This is a genomic window from Stenotrophomonas sp. NPDC047960, from assembly GCF_043204395.1.
Taxonomy (GTDB): Bacteria; Pseudomonadota; Gammaproteobacteria; order Xanthomonadales; family Xanthomonadaceae; genus Stenotrophomonas.
In genome coordinates this window covers 1,111,588-1,130,420 of record NZ_JBIDBX010000001.1, presented here as the reverse complement: position 1 = coordinate 1,130,420, position 18,833 = coordinate 1,111,588, and the positions used below count along the sequence as shown (strand labels likewise).

Annotated in this window: 19 protein-coding genes; 13 read left to right on the top strand and 6 right to left on the bottom strand. The window is 66.7% G+C overall.

Annotation, left to right across the window (positions count from 1 at the left end; translation table 11 throughout):
- Positions 1-15: 15 nt before the first annotated feature.
- On the bottom strand, positions 16-345 hold the full coding sequence (gene clpS / locus ACGFZ3_RS05350; protein ID WP_068851786.1) for an ATP-dependent Clp protease adapter ClpS: 330 nt from the start codon (positions 343-345) through the stop codon (positions 16-18).
- A 94-nt stretch (positions 346-439) separates the two neighbouring features.
- On the opposite strand from clpS, the gene ACGFZ3_RS05345 reads away from it, so the two are divergent.
- The 6 genes from ACGFZ3_RS05345 (at position 440) to ACGFZ3_RS05320 (ending at position 4,823) form a co-directional block, all read left to right on the top strand.
- Positions 440-904, top strand: coding sequence for a hypothetical protein (locus tag ACGFZ3_RS05345; protein WP_392917371.1), 465 nt, complete (start codon positions 440-442; stop codon positions 902-904).
- A 1-nt stretch (position 905) separates the two neighbouring features.
- Positions 906-1,367 carry an NUDIX hydrolase gene (locus ACGFZ3_RS05340; RefSeq protein WP_392917369.1) on the top strand — a complete coding sequence of 154 codons (462 nt, stop codon included), beginning with the start codon at positions 906-908 and terminating at the stop codon, positions 1,365-1,367.
- Positions 1,364-2,503, top strand: coding sequence for a tRNA 2-thiouridine(34) synthase MnmA (mnmA, locus tag ACGFZ3_RS05335; RefSeq protein ID WP_392917366.1), 1,140 nt, complete (start codon positions 1,364-1,366; stop codon positions 2,501-2,503). The genes ACGFZ3_RS05340 and mnmA overlap by 4 nt, the downstream gene beginning before the upstream one ends.
- Complete coding sequence (hflD, locus tag ACGFZ3_RS05330; protein WP_392917364.1) at positions 2,500-3,114, top strand: high frequency lysogenization protein HflD; 615 nt, start codon at positions 2,500-2,502, stop codon at positions 3,112-3,114. The genes mnmA and hflD overlap by 4 nt, the downstream gene beginning before the upstream one ends.
- Before the next feature lie 162 nt (positions 3,115-3,276).
- Positions 3,277-4,467, top strand: coding sequence for a methyl-accepting chemotaxis protein (locus ACGFZ3_RS05325; RefSeq protein WP_392917361.1), 1,191 nt, complete (start codon positions 3,277-3,279; stop codon positions 4,465-4,467).
- Between the two features lie 98 nt (positions 4,468-4,565).
- Positions 4,566-4,823: a hypothetical protein gene (locus ACGFZ3_RS05320; protein WP_392917358.1), complete on the top strand. Its 258-nt coding sequence runs from the start codon at positions 4,566-4,568 to the stop codon at positions 4,821-4,823.
- A gap of 118 nt (positions 4,824-4,941) precedes the next feature.
- On the opposite strand, the gene ACGFZ3_RS05315 is transcribed toward ACGFZ3_RS05320, so the two are convergent.
- The gene (locus ACGFZ3_RS05315; protein WP_392917355.1) at positions 4,942-7,752 is read right to left on the bottom strand and encodes an EAL domain-containing protein; all 2,811 of its coding nucleotides are present in this window, start codon (positions 7,750-7,752) and stop codon (positions 4,942-4,944) included.
- A 143-nt stretch (positions 7,753-7,895) separates the two neighbouring features.
- On the opposite strand from ACGFZ3_RS05315, the gene ACGFZ3_RS05310 reads away from it, so the two are divergent.
- Entirely contained in the window at positions 7,896-9,998 is a 2,103-nt protein-coding gene (locus ACGFZ3_RS05310) for a PAS domain S-box protein (protein WP_392917352.1), read from the top strand.
- Between the two features lie 3 nt (positions 9,999-10,001).
- A complete protein-coding gene (locus tag ACGFZ3_RS05305) occupies positions 10,002-11,759 on the top strand; it encodes an EAL domain-containing protein (RefSeq protein ID WP_392917349.1) in 1,758 nt (585 codons plus the stop codon).
- A gap of 119 nt (positions 11,760-11,878) precedes the next feature.
- Here the strand turns inward: ACGFZ3_RS05305 and ACGFZ3_RS05300 are convergent, their stop codons facing one another.
- From ACGFZ3_RS05300 to flgA, 4 genes are all read right to left on the bottom strand, one after another.
- Positions 11,879-13,108 (bottom strand): ATP-binding protein, encoded by a 1,230-nt coding sequence (locus ACGFZ3_RS05300; protein ID WP_392917610.1) that lies wholly within the window; start codon positions 13,106-13,108, stop codon positions 11,879-11,881.
- Between the two features lie 61 nt (positions 13,109-13,169).
- Positions 13,170-13,508: a flagellar protein FlgN gene (locus ACGFZ3_RS05295; protein ID WP_093532818.1), complete on the bottom strand. Its 339-nt coding sequence runs from the start codon at positions 13,506-13,508 to the stop codon at positions 13,170-13,172.
- Positions 13,505-13,807, bottom strand: coding sequence for a flagellar biosynthesis anti-sigma factor FlgM (flgM, locus tag ACGFZ3_RS05290; protein ID WP_217537463.1), 303 nt, complete (start codon positions 13,805-13,807; stop codon positions 13,505-13,507). The genes ACGFZ3_RS05295 and flgM overlap by 4 nt, the downstream gene beginning before the upstream one ends.
- An 81-nt stretch (positions 13,808-13,888) precedes the next feature.
- A complete protein-coding gene (flgA, locus tag ACGFZ3_RS05285) occupies positions 13,889-14,551 on the bottom strand; it encodes a flagellar basal body P-ring formation chaperone FlgA (RefSeq protein ID WP_392917345.1) in 663 nt (220 codons plus the stop codon).
- Between the two features lie 106 nt (positions 14,552-14,657).
- Between flgA and ACGFZ3_RS05280 the strand changes: the two genes are divergently transcribed.
- The 5 genes from ACGFZ3_RS05280 (at position 14,658) to flgE (ending at position 18,810) form a co-directional block, all read left to right on the top strand.
- Positions 14,658-15,602 carry a chemotaxis protein gene (locus ACGFZ3_RS05280; RefSeq protein WP_282245200.1) on the top strand — a complete coding sequence of 315 codons (945 nt, stop codon included), beginning with the start codon at positions 14,658-14,660 and terminating at the stop codon, positions 15,600-15,602.
- Between the two features lie 439 nt (positions 15,603-16,041).
- On the top strand, positions 16,042-16,437 hold the full coding sequence (flgB, locus tag ACGFZ3_RS05275; RefSeq protein WP_392917341.1) for a flagellar basal body rod protein FlgB: 396 nt from the start codon (positions 16,042-16,044) through the stop codon (positions 16,435-16,437).
- A 3-nt stretch (positions 16,438-16,440) separates the two neighbouring features.
- Positions 16,441-16,848, top strand: coding sequence for a flagellar basal body rod protein FlgC (flgC, locus tag ACGFZ3_RS05270; RefSeq protein ID WP_068851745.1), 408 nt, complete (start codon positions 16,441-16,443; stop codon positions 16,846-16,848).
- A 26-nt stretch (positions 16,849-16,874) separates the two neighbouring features.
- Complete coding sequence (locus ACGFZ3_RS05265; RefSeq protein ID WP_392917337.1) at positions 16,875-17,555, top strand: flagellar hook capping FlgD N-terminal domain-containing protein; 681 nt, start codon at positions 16,875-16,877, stop codon at positions 17,553-17,555.
- A 31-nt stretch (positions 17,556-17,586) separates the two neighbouring features.
- Positions 17,587-18,810, top strand: coding sequence for a flagellar hook protein FlgE (flgE, locus tag ACGFZ3_RS05260; protein ID WP_392917334.1), 1,224 nt, complete (start codon positions 17,587-17,589; stop codon positions 18,808-18,810).
- Positions 18,811-18,833: the final 23 nt, after the last annotated feature.

Below are 18,833 nucleotides of genomic sequence, written 5' to 3'. Positions count from 1 at the left end.
GCCGGGAACCCCGTGTTATCCGGCTTTTTCCATCGTGCACAGCAGCGGATGCTGGTTCATGCGCGAGAACTCGTTGACCTGGGCGACCTTCGATTCGGCCACCTCGCGGGTAAACACCCCGCACACGCCACGCCCACGGGTGTGCACGTTGAGCATCACCTGGGTGGCTTTTTCCAGATCCATCGAGAAGAAGTGCTGCAGCACGGTCACCACGAAATCCATCGGGGTGTAGTCGTCATTCAGCAGCATCACCTGGTAGAACGGCGGCGGGGCGACCTCCGGCCGGGCCGGTTCCAGCGCTACGCCGTGGTCGTGGTGGGGTTCTTGGGAGGGCTCGCGAGGCATCGGGACATTATAGACGCCGCACCGCCCGGATTGGACGTTGGCCCCCTGCGCCCGTCACAATCCACTCATGGACACACACTTTCACAGGGATTTCATGAAAAGGATCGCCACCGCGCTGCTGCTGGCCGCCTCCGTCTTCGGCGCCCACGCCGCAACGCCCGACAAGGCCGTCGGCCGCGTGCTCGACACGCTGAAGTACCCCTACGAGATCGACGAGGACGGCGACTACAAGCTGGTGTTCGATGTCGAAGGCGACCGCACCCAGCTGGTGTTCGTACGCTCGGCCGTGGAAGAGTACGGCAAGCACCGCATCCGCGAGATCTGGTCGCCAGGTTACAACGCGCCGGGCAAGCAGTTCTCCGCCGCGGTGGCCAACCGTCTGCTGGAGGACTCCCAGGACGCCAAACTGGGCGCGTGGGTGAAGCAGGAACAGCTGGCCATGTTCGTGGTGAAAGTGGACGCCAACGCCAGCGCTGACGCGCTGGGCGACGCCATTGATGCGGCGATGAACACCGCCGATGCGATGGAACTCGAACTGACTGGAACGGACGAATACTGACGTGAACGAAGTGCAGGACCTGCGCTGGGCGCCGCATGTGACCGTGGCCACCGTGGTGGTGCGCGACGGGCGCCTGTTGCTGGTGGAAGAAGCCATCGACGGCCGCGCGGTGCTGAACCAGCCAGCCGGGCACCTGGAGCCGGGCGAAAGCCTGGCCGCCGCCGCCGTGCGCGAGACCCTGGAAGAGTCAGGCTGGACCGTTCGCCTGACGGCCTTCATCGGCACCTACCAGTGGACCGCCCCCGACGGCACGCCCTTCCTGCGCTTCGCCTACGCGGCCGAGCCGATCGCCCATGACCCTGCGCGCCCCCTGGACACCGGTATCCTGCGCGCACTGTGGCTGGACCCGGCCGAACTGCAGGCCGAGCCCTCGCGGCTGCGCAGCCCGCTTGTCTGGGAGGTCGTTGCCGACTTCCTGGCCGGCCAGCGCCATCCGCTGTCGATCGTGAAGGAGGTTGCATGAGCACCCCGCGCGTCATGGTCGGCGTATCCGGTGGCGTGGATTCGTCCGTCGCCGCCTGGCGGCTGGTCCAGCAGGGCGAGCCGGTGGCCGGGCTGTTCATGCAGAACTGGGCCGACGACGGCAGCGGCGATTGCCGTGCCGAAGACGACCGTCGCGATGCGGTAGCCGTGTGCGGCCTGCTCGACATCCCGTTCCACTTCCGCGACTTCTCCAGCGAGTACTGGCAGGGCGTGTTCGAACATTTCCTGGCCGAGTACGCGGCCGGGCGCACCCCCAATCCGGACGTACTGTGCAACCGCGAAGTGAAGTTCAAGCACTTCCTGGATGCGGCCCGCGAGCTGGGCGCCGAACGCATCGCCACCGGCCACTACGCCCGCGTGGCGCAGGTGGGCGGACGCTGGGCGTTGCTGCGCGGCGCCGACCGCAGCAAGGACCAGAGCTACTTCCTTCATCAGCTGGGACAGGCCCAGCTGGCCGCGACCCTGTTCCCGATCGGCGACCTGCAGAAGAACGACCTGCGCCGCATTGCCCGCGACGCGCGCCTGCCGACCCACGCCAAGAAGGATTCGACCGGGATCTGCTTCATCGGCGAGCGCGATTTCCGCGAGTTCCTGGGCCGTTACCTGCCGGCGCGTGCCGGCGAGATCCAGGACCCGGACGGCAACCGGATCGCCGAGCACCCCGGGGTGTTCTATTTCACGCTGGGCCAGCGCGAGGGCCTGAACATCGGCGGCGTGCGTGGACGCCCGGCGGCCCCGTGGTACGTAGTGGGCAAGGACGTGGCCAGCAACGTGCTGTACGTGGACCAGGACCGTGAAAGCCCCTGGCTGCAGTCGACCCGGCTGCATTCGGAGACTGCCCACTGGATCGCCGGGGCGCCGCCTGCCCGTCAGTTCGAATGCACCGCGCAGACCCGCTACCGCCAGCCGGACGAGCCGTGCACGGTGCGGGTGCGCGACGATGGCAGCGTGGACGTGCGTTTTGCGCGGCCGCAGCGTGCCGTCACCCCTGGGCAATCCCTGGTGTTGTATGACGACGAGGTCTGCCTGGGTGGCGCGGTGATCGCCGCCACTGACGCGCCGCTGGAGCAGCGCCTGCGCACCGCCCCTTCCCCCTTCGAGGTATCTGCTGCATGAGTTTTTCCATCGACGACCGCGTCCTTGCCCTGGCTGGCATCGCCCAGGCGCTGCAGCAGGTGCGCCGCATCGCCGAAACCGGCCATTCCGAGGCCAGCGTGGTCCGCACCGCGATCGACAGCGTGTTCCGGATCGACGCCGACAGCCCGCAGGCCATCTACGGCAGCGCCGCCAACCTGGCCCCGGGCCTGCGCCTGCTGCACAACTATTTCCGCAACCAGGGCCAGGACGAGATCCTGCCGCGGCTGGCACTGGCCGTGCTGCAGCTTGAGCGCCGCTTCGTGCGCGAGCACGCGGTGGTCGAACAGGTCAGCCAGGGCATCGCGCGCGCCCAGCGCCAGGCCTTGGAGCTGAACGACAGCGCCCACCCGGACGTGCTCTCCAGCCTGGGCGGGCTGTATGCCGACACCATCAGCCACCTCAAGCCGCGGGTGATGGTCCAGGGTAACCCGCACTACCTGGGCCAGGCCGGGGTGGTGGCCGAGATCCGCGCGCTGCTGCTGGCGGCGGTGCGTTCGGCGGTCCTGTGGCGCCAGACCGGCGGCCAGTACTGGGATTTCCTGATCTCGCGCAAGGCGATGATTGAAGCGGTGGATCGTCAGCTTCGCTGACGAAAAGGAGTGACGACCAACGGTCGTCACCTACCGGCGCTGACGTGTAGAGCCACGCCCTGCGTGGCTGCAATGCATCCGAAGCACGAAATCCACACACACCGACTAAAGCTCCCGGGGGTGCGGCCGATACATTCTCCGTGCACCTCCCCGAGAACGTCCATGTACTCACGCATTTTCACTAGTCTGGCCGCCCCCCTGGTCCTGACCCTGCTGCTTCCCTTCGCCATCGGCTTCGAATGGCCGGCTGCCCTGCGCTGGGCGATTCTGACCACGATGACGCTCAGCTGGCTGGGGTTCGCCTGGTGGACTGCCCGCGCCCAGAGCCAGCGCTCGCCCGAGCATGCCCGCATGATGCGGGAACAGGATCAGCTGCTGACCGAGCTGCGCTCGTTCGTCGGCAACGAAATCGATGGTTCGCGCGCCGAGATCGAACGGGCCCGCGACCTGATCCGCCAGGCCGTGGCCGGGCTGGGCGGCAGCTTTGATGCCATGAACCGCAAGTCCCGCCAGCAGAGCCAGGCCCTGGCCCGCATCGTCGACCGCGCCGGTGAAGATGGGGGTGCTGGCGTCGACGTGGCCCGTTTCGCCCAGCACGCCAGCCATCGCATGGAGCAGCTGGTGGAAGCGCTGGAGCAGGTCAGCGGCCAGAGCAGCACTACGGTGCAGCACATCGACCAGATGGCGCAGCACCTGGATGGCATCTTCGCGTTGCTGGAAGACGTCAAATCCATTGCCGACCAGACCAACCTGCTGGCGCTGAACGCGGCCATCGAGGCGGCCCGTGCCGGTGAAGCCGGTCGCGGCTTTGCGGTGGTGGCCGACGAGGTGCGCAACCTCTCCGAACGTTCCACCACGTTCAACGAGCAGATCCGCAAGCTGGCCCACAGCTCCAAGGACGCCATCGCCAAGGTCCGCGAGACGGTCTCCAACATGGCCTCGCGCGACATGGACCGCTCCCGCGAAGCGCGTCACGAAGCAGCCGCCATGCTCGACAACGTGGCCCAGATCAATGCTTCGCTGGGCGAAGGCATGCGCGAGATTTCCGAGTGCGGCCGTGCGATCGACAGCAGCGTGGCCGAAGCCGTGCGTGCCCTCCAGTTCGAAGACATCGCCACCCAGGCCCTGGGCGGCGTGCACACCCACCTCGATCGCCTGACCTCGATCAACCGCGAAGCGGTGGGCCTGCAGGAACTGCTGCACCGTAACGGCGGCGTGTTCGACGCCGAAGTGGCCACCGCGCTGCAGCGTACCGGCAACCGCCTGCGTGAAATGCGCAGCGAGTGGGAACGCCCGCCGCACAAGCCGGTAAGCCAGCAGAGCATGGCGGCCGGTGCGGTTGAGCTGTTCTGATCCGTGATAGGTGCCGGCAACGGCATTCCACGAGGGCCCCGGCATTGCCGGGGCTTTCGTGCGTGTGGCCCCCTGCCCCATCTGTTGAAGATTTCCGCATGCTGTTGAACGCCACCCCCAGCCCCTTGATTCCTGCCGGTAGCGGCGCGTCGCCCGACGCAGTGGGCGACGTCATTCACCCTGCCCAGGCGCCCGCGGCGCCGAAAAGCGGGCGCGCGCTGTTGGCGGCGCTGGAACAGCAGGCGCAGCGGGAACTGGCGGAAATGATGGCGACCGCAGCGGCGGCAGCGCCGCTGGATCCCGCGCTGGCGGGATTGGCATGGGACCTGGGCCTGAGCGGAGACATGGTCGATTGATCCGGATCCCGATGGGCCTGTAACGGTTGCTGGCCCATGGTTGATGGATCCGGATGCCAATGGGCCCCTAACAATTCGTCCGTGGATCGGGATCAATCAACTACGGGCCCGCCAACAGTTACGGGCCCGACGGCACCGGAATCCGCAACGCGTCGCCGGCACCCGCGGGAATCGCCATCACCTGCCCCCCGCCCTGCTTCAGCCACTGCGCCAGATCGCGCGGGGTCAGCGGCCTGGAATACAGGTAACCCTGGATCTCGTCGCAACCCTGCCGGCGCAGCATCGCCTCTTCCTGCTCGGTTTCGACGCCTTCGGCCACCACCTTCATGCCCAGAGCGTGACCCAGGTGCACGATCGCCTGGGTGACTTCGGCGGTGCCGGCGTCGTGAAGCATGCCCTGCACGAAGCTGCGATCGATCTTCAGCCGGCCCACCGGGAAGCGGTTGAGGTAATGCAGGTTGGAGAAGCCGGTTCCGAAGTCGTCCACCGCCAACGGCACGCCGTGCCGCTCCAACACATCGAAGCAGTGGCGCAGCACGTCGGTGTCGCGGATCAGGGCCGATTCGGTCAGCTCCAGTTCCAGCCGCTGCGGTGCCCAGCCATGGGCGTGGCAGATATCGATCACGCGCTCGGCAAAGCCACGGTCGCGCAGCTGCACCGCTGACACGTTCACCGCGATCCGGTCGAACTTCAGTCCGGCCCTGTCCCAGGCGGCCGCCTGGCGGCAGGCCTCGGCCAGCACCCAGTCGCCGATGCGGACAATCTCACCGCACTTCTCGGCGATGGGAATGAACTCGGCTGGACTGCAGTAACCGATCCCCGGGCGGTGCCAGCGCAACAGTGCCTCGATGGCCGGCGGCTGATCCTGGGCAGCGTGCAGCAGCGGCTGGTAGGCCAGGCTGAACTCTTCGCGCTCGATGGCGCCCAGCAGGGCGTGCTCGATTTCCAGTTTGCGCTGGATGCGCAGCAGCGCATCCTGGCTGTAATACTGATAGGTGTTGCGCCCGGCTTCCTTGGCAGCGTACATCGCCGCATCGGCCGCGCGCAGCAGCGAATCGAAATCCGCGCGCCCTTCGTCGAGCATCGCGATGCCCACGCTGGCGCCCACCTTCAAGGTCGTGTCACCGCGCTGCAGCGGCTCGGCCAGCGAGGCGATCAGCTTGCGCGCCACGTGCCCGGCATCCTCCGGGTCGGCAAGGTCGCGCAGCACCACGATGAATTCATCGCCGCTGAAGCGCCCGAACAGGTCGGCGTTGCGCAGGTTCTGATGCAACCGTGCCGCCGCTGCCTTCAGCAGCGCATCGCCGGTGGCATGACCGAAGGTGTCGTTGATGGTCTTGAAACCATCCAGGTCGATGAACAGCATCGCCAATGGTGCGCCACGATCAAGCGCTTCCTCGATGGCATCTGCAGTCTGCTCGCGCAGCAGCATGCGGTTGGGCAGGCCGGTGAGCAGGTCGTAATGGGCGAGCAGTTCGATCCGCTCGTTGGCCTCGCGTTCGCGGGTGATGTCACGGAACAGCACCACGAAACGGGTCGGCAGGCCATCGCGGTGGTCCAGTTCGATCAGCACCTGCACCCAGATGCGCAGTCCGGACTGGCGGTAAAAGCACAGATCCAGCTGCTCAGGCAGGCCGCCTGCGGCAATGCGCGCCAGTGCTGCCTCGAAGGCGTCGCGCGAATCCTGCGTGTACAGCGCCAGCGCCTGGTCCAGGGTGATCGGTTCCTTGCGCAGGCCATGGATGCGGTAGCACTCCTCGGTCCACTGCATGTGGCGGGTGCTCACTTCGATCTCGCACCCCCCGATACGGCCCAGCGCCGAGACCCGGTTGAGCAGCTCGGTCCGCCAGCGGATGAGCGCATCGGTCTGGTGCTGTTCGGTAATGTTCTGCACCTGGCCGAGCAGGCGCTGGATGCGCCCATCCGGACCCAGCAGCGGTTGCATCCACAGCCGCAGGTGCAGCGCGCCGTTGCCCTCCCGCGGCAGCTCCAGCGCCAGCATGCTGGGCTTGCCATCGCGCAGCATGCGCCGCCAGGCCTGGCGCAGCAGGCTGCGCGAACGCGGCTCCAGCAGGCGCAACCAGTGTCGACGGCTGTTCAACGGGCCATCGCCCACACCGAGCAACGCCCGGAACTCTGGCGACCACCAGAACTGGCGGGTGCCCGGATCCCACGACCAGCTGCCCATGCTGGCGATGCGCTGCGCTTCCCGCAGGTGCACCTGCTGCTCCAGCAGCAGCGCTTCCATCTGCTTCTGCGCCTGGATGTCGGTGTGCGTGCCCACCATGCGCAGCGGCTGACCGTCGACCGTACGGGCCACCACGCGCCCGCGGTCGAGCACCCAGCGCCAGTCGCCTGCGGGATGACGCAGGCGGTACTGGGCGGTGTATGCCTCCCCATCGCCGCGCAGGTGCGCGTCCAGCGCCGCACGCACAGCGGCCTGGTCATCGGGGTGAACGGGGGCCAGCAAGGCCTGCCCCGCCTCCGCCACCGCATGTTCTTCAGGGCCGGTCGGCAGGTCGTGCCAGCGCTGGGAACGGGTGACCGCGTCGCTGGGCAGGTCCCAATCCCACAATCCGTGGCCGGCGTGCTCCAGCGCCACTTCCCAGCGGCTGCCCGCGTAGGGCGCCGCTGGCTCCGGGATGCTCAGGGTGAAGGCCAGCAGATGGCCGTCGGCATCATGCACGGCCCGCATCCATCCATCAAAGCGACCACGCGGCCCGCCCGGCAGCTGGCAGGGCACCAGGCCCCCATCGGCCGCCAGCAGCCGCAGGTCTTCCAGCAGCTCGCCGCAGGCCGCCACGGTCGCCGGCAACCCATGGTCACGCGCGGCCGGATTGGCGGCCAGCGGGCGCCCGGCCCGGTCCAGGATGACCAGGGCCGAGGCCAAAGGGTGCTGCAGCAGACTCGCGATGATGCCTTGGTCCACGCGGTATGACTCCGATAACGCACCCGACAGCCGGGAACGCAATCGTTAGCGGCTGTTCCGCTCGATAGTTGAGCGTCGCGTGCGCCCAAGGCGTCCCAACCACTACTATGGAGCGTCCGCCCAACCGCCTCCCGTCGCGCCCCATGCCTGTCGTCCCGCCCGGCCCGCCCGTCCCCCACCGTCGTGACCACCCGCTCGCACAGGCCCTGCGCCGCGATCGCTGGCGGGTGGTGATCGGCTATCTGGTGCTGGCCCTGTTCTGGATTCTGTGCAGCGACGCGGCCGTACAGGTGCTTACCGCCGACCTGGCCACGGCCGCGCGGTGGCAGACCGCGAAAGGCGCGTTCTTCGTCATCCTCAGTGGCGCGCTGATCTACCTGCTGCTGCGCCCGCTGGCCATGCACGTACTGCAGACCCATGAGCGCCTTGAGCACTCCGAACAGCGCCATCGCCAACTGTTCGAAGGCAACCCGGGCCCGATCCTGGTCTACGACCTGGACACGCTGGAGATCCTGGACGTCAACCCGGCTGCCAGCAGCCTGTTCGGCTGGAGCCGCGACGAATTCATCATGATGTCGATGACCGCGCTGTGGCCGCCCGGGGACGAAGCGGCGCTGGCCGCCAAACTCGAGGAGATCCGCGCGCAACCGGAACAGCTGTGCGTGATGACCGCCGACCTGGTGCTCAAGGACGGCACGCGCCGGCGCATGGAGATGCGCAGCAATTACCTGGATTACGCCGGGCGGCCGGCGCGGTTGCTGATCGCCATCGACCGCACCGGCGAAGACCAGGCGCTGCGACGCCGCGACCAGGCGCTGGCCCGGGTCGAGGAAGCGCACGAAATGGCGCGGATCGGGGCCTGGGAGGTCGATCCCTCCACTGGACTGGGTCGCTACTCCAACCAGGTCTACCACCTGCTGGGCCGGCGCCCGCCCGAAGCGCGGCGTTGGCACCGCTTCGAGGAACTGCTGGTGCCTGCCGACCCAGCCACCGCCGCGCTGAGCGAACAGCTGCTGCAGGACATGCGCGGCGACGCGGTGCAGATCGACCTGCTGCTGCCGCTGCTGGCCATGGACGGGCGTGCACTGATGGTTCACCTGCGCGCCGAGAGCGGCACCGATGATGCCGGCCGGCTCCGCGTACTGGGCACCCTGCAGGACGTGACCGAGCGCGAGCAGTCGCGGCGCCTGCTGCGCGAGCGCGAAGAACAGTTCCGCGAGCTGGTGCGGGTGCTGCCCGACGGCGTGGTGATCCTGTCCGACGAACATGTGCTGTATGCCAACGCCTGTGCTGCCGCGCAGTTTGGCTACGGGCAGCACACCCTGCTCGGCGAACCGCTCTCGGCGCTGGTCGTTGCCAGCGACCTGCCCAGGGTGCGCGCCCAGTTGTTCGCCAGTATCCCGCTGCCCACCAGCGGCAGCGAAGTGATCGGCATGCGGCGGCAGAATGGCGAGCGCTTCCAGGCCGGCCTTGCGGTCGGCGAGGTGCGCTATGGCGGGCGGAACTGCAAGCTGCTCATCGTGCGCGATCTGAGCGAGCCGGAACGTATCCGCCAGGCGCTGGAAACCAGCAACCGCGAGCTGCAGGCCATGGCCGGGCGCCTGTTCTCGCTGCAGGAAGACGAGCGCCGCGCGATTTCGCGCGACCTGCACGATGACATCGGCCAGGCCATCACCGCCATGAAGCTGTCGGCCTATGCGGCGCAGGATGAGGCCGATCCGCAGCGGCGCGGCGAGGACCTGGAGCAGATCATCCACCTGGCCGACGCCACCGTCGGCAAGCTGCGCGACATCTCCACCCTGCTGCGCCCGCCGCAGCTGGATGCACTGGGCCTGGAAGCGGCGTTGCGCTGGCAGGCCGGAGTGCTGTTCCGTTCCTCGCCGATCGAACTGCTGGCCGACATCGCGTCGTTGCCGCGGCGCCCACAGGGTGAGATCGAGCAGGCCTGTTTCCGCATCGCCCAGGAAAGCCTGACCAACGTGCTGCGCCATGCGCGCGCCAGCCAGGTGCAGCTCACCCTTCATGATGTGCAGGATCATGGCCTGCACCTGCAGGTGCGCGATGACGGCGAAGGTTTCGACCCCGACGGCCCCCGCGGGCTGGGCCTGATCGTCATGCGCGAACGCGCGCAGAGCGCCGGCGGCACCCTCAAGATCGAGTCGGCCCATGGCGCCGGCACCCTGGTCGACCTGTTCCTGCCTTACCGCAGCGATGGCGTGGCCACCCCCGATACAATGGAATACTGAGTCATGTGGAACCCTTCCCTGCCCCTGGTCAGCATCGAGGACGCGCCGCCCCGGCTTGGCGCCGGTAATCCCGCGCTGCAGGCCATGGTGGCCGAGGCCGCCTCAGGTGGCACGCCGTTGATGCTGATGCACGTGGATATCGACCACTTTGCGTCGGTCAACGAGAACATGAGCGCCGAGGTCGGGGACCAGGCGCTGGTGTTGGTAGCACAGCGCCTGCAGCATCATCTGCGCGGACGCGGCCAGCTGTGGCGGCATGGCAGCGATGAGTTCCTGATCGCGGTACCACGCACCGCCGACCTCCCGCTGCCCGACGACCTGGCCGAGGAAATCCGCCAGCAGCTGGAGCTGCCGCTCTCCGTCCTGCCGTATACGCTGTTCATGACCGGCAAGCTCGGCGTCAGCCTGTGCCCGGAACATGCGACCGAAACCTCGCGCCTGCTCGACCATGCCGAAGACGCGCTGTACCAGGCGGCCCGCGAGGGCGGCAATGCGGTGCGCATCCACGCGGTCAACACGCCGTCAAGCGCGCACAGCGAGAGCATCATCGCGCGCCAGATCGTGGATGCCATTCCCAATGGCGAACTGAAGCTGCGCTACCAGCCGCTGGTCAGCGCCCGCGATGGCCACGTGGTCGGCATGGAGGCGCTGCTGCGCTGGCAGTCCCCGACGCTGGGCATGCTGGTACCGGAGCGCTTCATGCGCACCGCTGAACGCCTGGGCATCATCGTGCAGATCGGCACCTGGGTGCTGGAGGGCGCGCTCAAGCAGGCCAGACTCTGGCGCGACCTGGGGTTCGACGATTTCACCATCGCGGTGAACGTGTCCACGCTGCAGCTGCTTCGCCCGAACTTCTTTGCGGAGGTTATGGCGCTGATGCAGACCGCCGGGGTGCCGGCGCACATGCTCACGTTGGAGATCAACGAAAGCGCGTTGACCAACAACGTCAACTTCGTGCACGAAACCCTGGTGAACCTGCGCAACGAAGGCATCAGCCTGAGCCTGGACAATTTCGGCACCGGTGATTCCAGCCTGAGCGCGCTGGTGCGCTATCCGGTGGACAAGCTGAAGATCGACCGCAGCTTCATCAAGAGCGCGCCCGCCGGCAACCGCGAGGCCGCCATCGCGCGCGCGATCATTGCCATGGGCCACCAGCTGGGCATGACGGTGATCGCAAACGGGGTGGAGTCGCAGGCCCAGCTGGGCTTCCTGCGCCGCAACGACTGCGACGTGTTCCAGGGCTACCTGTTCGGCGAGCCGATGTCGGCCGACGCGGCGGGCATGACGCTGCGCCGGCGCTACCTGCGCCCGGAAGCGTTCGCCGAAACCCGCCCGGACCGCACGCTGCTGCTGCTGGACGACGAAGAGAACGTGCTGCGTTCACTGGTGCGCCTGTTCCGCCGAGATGGCTACCGCATCCTGGCGGCGGGCAACGTGCGCGATGCGTTCGACCTGCTGGCGATCAACGATGTGCAGGTGATTTTGTCGGACCAGCGCATGAGCGACATGAGCGGTACCGAGTTCCTGGGCCGGGTGAAGATGCTGTACCCGGACACGATCCGGCTGGTCCTTTCGGGCTACACCGACCTCAACACGGTCACCGACGCGATCAACCGCGGCGCGATCTACCGCTTCCTTACCAAGCCATGGAACGACGACGAGCTGCGCAAGCACATCCACCAGGCGTTCCGCACGCACGAAGAGCAACGCCGCGCCAACACCTCACAACCGGTTGCTATACCGGCGCCTGAAGGCGATTAGGAGCAGCGTTTCCGTTGCTACGTGCTGGGGAGGGCGGCGCAACGGTAGAGTCGGTTCCCAAAGGACTGCCGTGAACCCAACAACGTCCGGTAACGCATGAAAACGATCGGCACTTCGCTTTACCGCGGTTGCTTGATCGGCAACACCAACCGGAATCGCGAACCCACGCCCGGGGTGCTGTCGAGATCAATCCGCCCGTGGTGCTTGTTGATGATGCTGTAGGAAATCGACAGCCCCAACCCGGTGCCACTGCCCACCGGCTTGGTGGTGAAGAACGGATCGAAGATGCGCTGGCGCAGGTCCGGCGAAATGCCGCCGCCGGTGTCTTCGAACTCCACCCACACGTTCTCACCTTCCACGCCGGTACGCACGGTGATGGTGCCGCGTTCGGCGATGGCGTGGCCGGCGTTGAGCAGCAGGTTCATGTAGACCTGGTTGAGCTCGGACGGCAGGCACTCCACCAGCGGCAGCTGCCCGAATTCGCGATGCAGGGTGACCTTGTACTTGAGCTCGTTCCAGATGATGTTGATGGTCGATTCCAGCCCCGAGTGCAGGTCGACCAGCTTCCACGACTCGTCGCGGCCGGAATAGGAGAAGTCCTTGAGGTCACGCACGATCCGGGTGACCCGCTCGATGCCTTCGCGGGATTCGGCCATCAACTGCGGCAGGTCGCGGCTGATGAAGTCGATGTCGAAGCGGTTGCGGATATCGTCGATTTCGGGAATCAGGGCCTTCGGGTCCGGCGCGCGCAGTGCGCGCTCATAGGCCTCGATCACCGTGAACAGGCTGCGCAGGTATTCCTGCAGGCTGCCCAGGTTGGAGTGCACGTAGCCGATCGGGTTGTTGATTTCGTGGGCCACGCCGGCGGCGAGCTGGCCGATGGACGCCATCTTTTCCGACTGCAGCAGTTTTTCCTGCGTGCCGTTGAGGCGCAGGTAGGCCTGGCGCAGCTCGGCATGGCGCTGCTGCAGCTCGCGTTCGTAGTCTTCCTGGCCTTCGATGCGGCGGAACAGGGCCAGATAATGACGCCGGCCGGCGTCTTCCTGCTGGTAGACGTGCGCGATGACCATGCGCTCGCCCACCGGCAGGCTGCCGTTCCAGTGGCCGTGCAGTCGCGCATGCTCGAGTGCATCGGGTGGCAGCAGCTGGCGCAGCCACTGCGCGGGATCCACGCCGGCGTCGATCTCGCCCTGGCCGAGCATGCCGCGCACGGCGGCATTGGCCACGGCCACGCTGCCGTCATCACGGAACAGGAGCACGCCTTCGTTGATGCGCTCGAACAGCGCAAGCAGAACCTGCTGCGGCGGCAGCGGTGCGGTGACAAAAGTGGTGGGCACGGTCACGGTCACATCGGGGCAGTTGAAACAGGTGCCCACTATATCCGTGTTGGAGCGCGATCCGTATTGGAGCTCAGGCGACGGCGAGCGGCCGGCGTGTGTGCAGGGTGTTGGCCTGGCCCTTGGCGTCGTAGGCCGACGAGGCTTCGCTGCGGCCGAGCTGGCGCAGCGCCCAGTTGACCTCGCGACGACGACGCGCCAGCAGTACGCCATTGGCGCGGTTGCGCTCGGCCAGCTCCTGCAGGCGTTCGTTCTGCCCCACCGGCAATACCTGCTCCAGCGCACGCAACGCATCGAGCTTGGCGCTGGTGGCGCGGATCAACGACTGGACGTCATGCTCCACCAGCGCCTGGCGCTCGACGTCCAGGGCATCGCTGAGGCGCTGCAATGGCTCGCTCATGGCCAGCTTCATTTCTGCAGCTGCTGGTCCAGCTCAAGCATGCGCGAGGCGATCGCGTCCGGATTGATCTTGTAGGTGCCGTTCTGCAGCGACTCGCGCACGGCCTGCACGCGGCCGGCATCAATCGCCGGGGCGCTGCTGAGTTCGCGCTGCAGGGCCTGCAGGCTGGTGGCCTCGCCGGTCAGCTTCAAGCTGTCGGCCGCTTCCACCGGCCGCGCCGGGGCATCGGTGCTCACGCTGGGCTTGTTGCCCGGCGCAATGCTGCGCAGATGGGCGGTCGCCTGCAGGTTGCCGTCGATTTTCTGGCTCATGGGTTGTCCTGGGAGTTACGGTTCACAAGGGATAACGGCACGGGTACCGGCATCTTTAGGAGATTTTGCGTGCTGTAATGGTCAGCGCGTCACAAAAACGTCGCCACTGGCCGCCACTGTGCCTTGGACTACCTTGCGTGAAGACAGATTTTCCACGGATACGCGTTCATTTTCACCTGCATCGGCCATCGCCTTGCCCGCCACCCGGACCTCGACCCCGCCAAAACGGGAGACAAGGGCCACACTGTCGCCGCGGCGAATGAGACGCTGGGCGACCAGGTCGTTGGCCGAGAGCAGGCTGCCAGCGCTCAGGGTTCGCCGCGCCACCCGCCCCACCGCCACGGCCGGGTCGGCCAAGGCAGCGCCGGCAATGCGGGCCACATCACGCTGCGCAGTGGTGATATCGGCCAGCGCCAGCGTTTCTCCAGCGGCAATGCCCCGGTTGAGGATCAGGACGGTCTGGTTGCGGCGCACTTTCACCGGCACGAACAGGCGCCAGCCGCCCGCATCGGGGCAGCTGACCTCCACGGTGCTGGTTCCAGTCGGCTGGGCGCGCAGGTCCTGGCCGCAGGCCGGCAGGCGCAGCGCCGAATCCAGGGTGGTATCGCCTTCGCTGCCCGCCGGCAACGTGGACAGCGCGGCGGCGCGGATGCTGTCCACCGGCTGCCAGCCGCCTGCGGCCCGGGCGTGCGGGGACGCGCCTGCCAAGGCGATAAGCGTGACAACTATAATAAGGATACGCATGGCGGCTCCGGGGGCATGGCACATGCGCAGCACCATGCAAGCGCCGTGCCGTTCACGGGCTCATCTGCCCGCTCAAGTGAACGCGGTTGGCGCCGATACCACTCCCATGTCACATGACCTGCTCAACCGCATCGACCAGCGCACGCGCTTGGCGGGCCACAACCGCCTGGCCCTGCTGCTGTTCCGCCTTGGCGGACGTCAGCTTTTTGGCGTCAACGTGTTCAAGGTGCAGGAAGTCCTGCGCCGGCCGGACCTGTTCCAGGTGCCCGGGCTGCCCAGCCAGTTCGCCGGCGTGGCCGACGTGCGCGGCCGCTCGGTGCCGGTGCTGGACCTGGGCCTGGCCATCGGCCACCCCGAGCGCGAGCCCGACGCCGACAAGGCGCCGGGCTACCTGGTGGTGACCGAATTCAACCGTTCGATCCAGGGATTCCTGGTCAGCGGCGTGGAGCGCATCGTCAACATCGCGGTCGAAGACATCCACCCGCCGCCGGAGCTGGGCGCCGAATCGAGCTATCTGACCGCCGTCACGCGCTTCCAGGGTGAGCTGATCCAGGTGATCGACGTGGAAAGCGTGCTGGCCGACATCGCCCAGGTGCGTGGCGAGGCCGTGCTGGACCCCTCGATGGCGCTGCCGGCCGACGCCCCGCAGCTGCAGGTGCTGGTGGTGGACGACTCGCGCGTGGCCCGCCAGCAGATCCGCAGCGTGCTGGACCAGCTCGGCGTGGGTGCCACCCTGCTGTCGGACGGCAAGCAGGCGCTGGACCACCTGCTGCAGATCCACGCCGCCGGTGAAAACCCGGCCGAGCGTTATGCCATGGTCATTTCGGACATCGAAATGCCGGCCATGGACGGCTACACCCTGACGACGGAAATCCGTCGCCACCCGGGCCTGGCCGGCCTGTACGTGCTGCTGCACACCTCCCTCTCCGGCGTCTTCAACAACGCCATGGTCGAACGGGTCGGCGCCAACGCGTTCGTGGCCAAGTATTCCCCGCATGAACTGGCCGATTTCGTGCTGGATCGCCTCCGGAAGGTCGCCCTGGCGGCTTGAGGCGTTAAAAGCAGCGGCACGTTATCGCTTGAAGGGCCGGGGCGGAGGGGGTTGCGGGACACGCCGTGAACCCATCCATGGGGGCTCGTTCGCGCCATCCATGGCGCTCCACGGTCCCGCAACCCCCTCCGCCCCGACCCTCGACACATGGCTGGCGCCTGCCTATCCCGGGCAACCATGAAGAATGCAGCCGGGCGAAGCCCGGCTCTACCCCTCCGACAGTTCAAGGCTTGCCCTGCGGCGAGGCGATTTCGGTTGGCGGGGGTCGGCAGGGCCTGACGGGACTGTCAAAAACAGGGATGTTTTTGACAAGCCCCCATGGATGGGTTCACGGCGTGTCCCGGCAGGCCCTGCCGATCCCCGCCCTCCCACGCAATGAATCGCTGCTTTTTGGCATGCCGCTTGCACCACTCCCCACATCGTCCCGTGGGAGAGCGCCATGCCCAACCTGATTTCCGACTATCTGGGTGTCCATGCCCAGGCCATGCCGTTGCGCGAGCAGCGGATGAAGCTGATTGCCAGCAACCTGAGCAATGCCGATACCCCCGGGTACAAGGCCCAGGACCTGGACTTCGATGCCGCCCTGCGCAACGCCCAGGGTGCCGACAGCAACGGGCTCATGCGGACCACCAACGAGCAGCACTTCACCATCGGTGGTGGGCTGAACCCGTTCCAGGTCACCAAGGAAGGCGTGCAGCCGAGCATCGACGGCAACACCGTCGATCCCGATGCCGAGCGCGCCGCCTATGGCCGCGCCGCGCTGGAATACCGCGCCTCGCTGAGCTTCGTCGAATCCAAGGTGCGCTCCATGCTCACCGCGATCACGGGGCAATAAGCGATGAGCAACCTGCCCATTTTCGATATCGCCGGCTCCGCGCTGCAGGCCCAGTCCGTGCGCATGAGCACGCTGGCTTCCAACCTGTCCAACGCCGACACCGTCGCCGGCTCGGCCGATGCCGTCTACAAGCCGCTGGAGCCGATCTTCCAGTCGGTGACCAGCCGTACCGACCCGAACATCACCACCGTCCAGGTCAAGGAAATCAGCCAGAGCAACGCCGCGCCAATCAAGCGCTACGAGCCCGGCCACCCGCTGGCCGATGGTGATGGCTACATCTACCAGCCCGATGTCGACCCCGTCGCCCAGATGGTCAATCTGATATCGACCTCGCGCAACTACCAGGCCGGCGTGGAGATGCTCACCACCGCCAAGGAACTGGCGCTGGCCACCCTGACCATGGGTCGCTGACCCTTCTCATCGCAGGACATACCGTCATGAGCACCACCAGCGGCGTCGGCAACACCGACATCTACAGCGCCTTGGGCCTGAACGCACCCAACAGCAGCACCACCAAGAAGAAGGACACCCTGGACCAGGCCGACTTCCTGCGTCTGATGACCGAGCAGCTGCAGCACCAGGACCCGCTCAAGCCGATGGACAACACCCAGATGGTGGCGCAGATGGCGCAGCTGTCCCAGGTGCAGGGCATCAATGACCTCAACAGCACGGTCAAGGGCTTCCAGGAATCGATGGCCGGCGACCAGGTGCTGCGGGGCGCGGCGCTGGTCGGCCATGACGTGCTTGTGCCGTCCACCAAGTGGCAGCTGGATGCCGAAGGCGATGCCAGCGGCATGGTCGCCGCACCCGGCGCCGGCTACGTGACCGTGGACATCACCGATGCCAACGGCGTGAAGGTGACCCAGCTCAGCGTGGAAGCCAAGGAAGCCGGGGAAGTGACCTTTGACTGGGATGGAAAGGATGCCAACGGCAACCGCATGGCTGCCGGCAGCTACACCATCGCGGCCACCCACACCGACAGCGCCGGCACCCAGACCAAGATCAACACCTACGTCGAAGCACCGGTGGAGAGCGTCACCGTCGGCTCGGACGGCCTGTACCTCAACCTCAAGGGCCTGGGCACGGCCCCGATCGACTACGTGCTGCGCGTCAGCTGAGTCCCTTCGTCACGCATCCAAGGAGAATCCCATGGGCTTCAACATTTCGCTGTCCGGCATCAATGCCGCCAATGCCGACCTGAACGTCACCGCCAACAACATCGCCAACGTCAACACCACCGGCTTCAAGGAATCGCGCGCCGAGTTCGCCGACCTGTTCTCAGCCACCAGCTATGGCCTGTCCAAGAACGCAGTGGGTTCGGGCGTGCGCCTGACCAACGTGGCCCAGCAGTTCTCGCAGGGCAACAACGAGCAGACCGGACGCAGCCTGGACATGGCGATCTCCGGCGAAGGCTTCTTCACCATGAGCATGAACGGCGCCCGCGTGTACTCGCGCGCCGGCAATTTCCAGACCGACCAGGCCGGCTATGTCACCAATCCCCAGGGCGCCCGCCTCCAGGTGTTCGCGCCCAACGCCGATGGCACCAGCTTCGACAGTGGCCGCCTGACCGACCTGCAGCTGCTCACCACCGACAGCCCGCCCAAGCAGACCGGCAAGGTCAACGTTGCTTTCACCCTGCCGGCCAACGCGAAGCAGCCGACCCTGGCCACCTTCGACCCGACCGATTCCAACAGCTACAACCAGTCCACCGGCGGCATCACCGTGTACGACTCACTGGGCGTGAGCCACACCCAGACCTCGTACTTCGTCAAGACCGCAACGGCCAACGAATGGCAGGTCTACAACTACGTCGACGGACAGGCAGTGGGTACTCCCACTACCCTGACCTTCAACGGTGCCGGCGCGCTGACCAACCCGGCCAATGGCCAGATCGTGATGGATCCGTTCACCCCGACCACCGGCGCCGGCACCCTGGCAATGACCCTGGATGTGACCGGTTCGACCCAGTACGGCGAGAAGTTCGCGCTGCGCAACACCCAGCAGGACGGCTACGCGGCCGGCAAGCTCAACGAGATCACGGTGTCCGAAGAAGGCGTGGTATACGCCCGCTATACCAACGGCGACGACAAGCCGCTGGGCCAGGTCGCACTGACCACCTTCAACAACTCGCAGGGTCTGGAAGCCAAGGGCAACAACCTGTGGGTGGAAACCTTCAGCTCCGGTACCCCGCGTACCGGCGCGCCGGACAGCTCGAACCTGGGCAAGGTCCAGGCCGGTTCGCTGGAAGCCTCCACGGTCGACCTGACCGAGCAGCTGGTGAACATGATCACCGCCCAGCGCAACTTCCAGGCCAACTCGCAGATGGTCTCCACCATGGACCAGATCACCCAGACCATCATCAACATCCGTTGATGAGCCACTGATCGCAGCAGCAC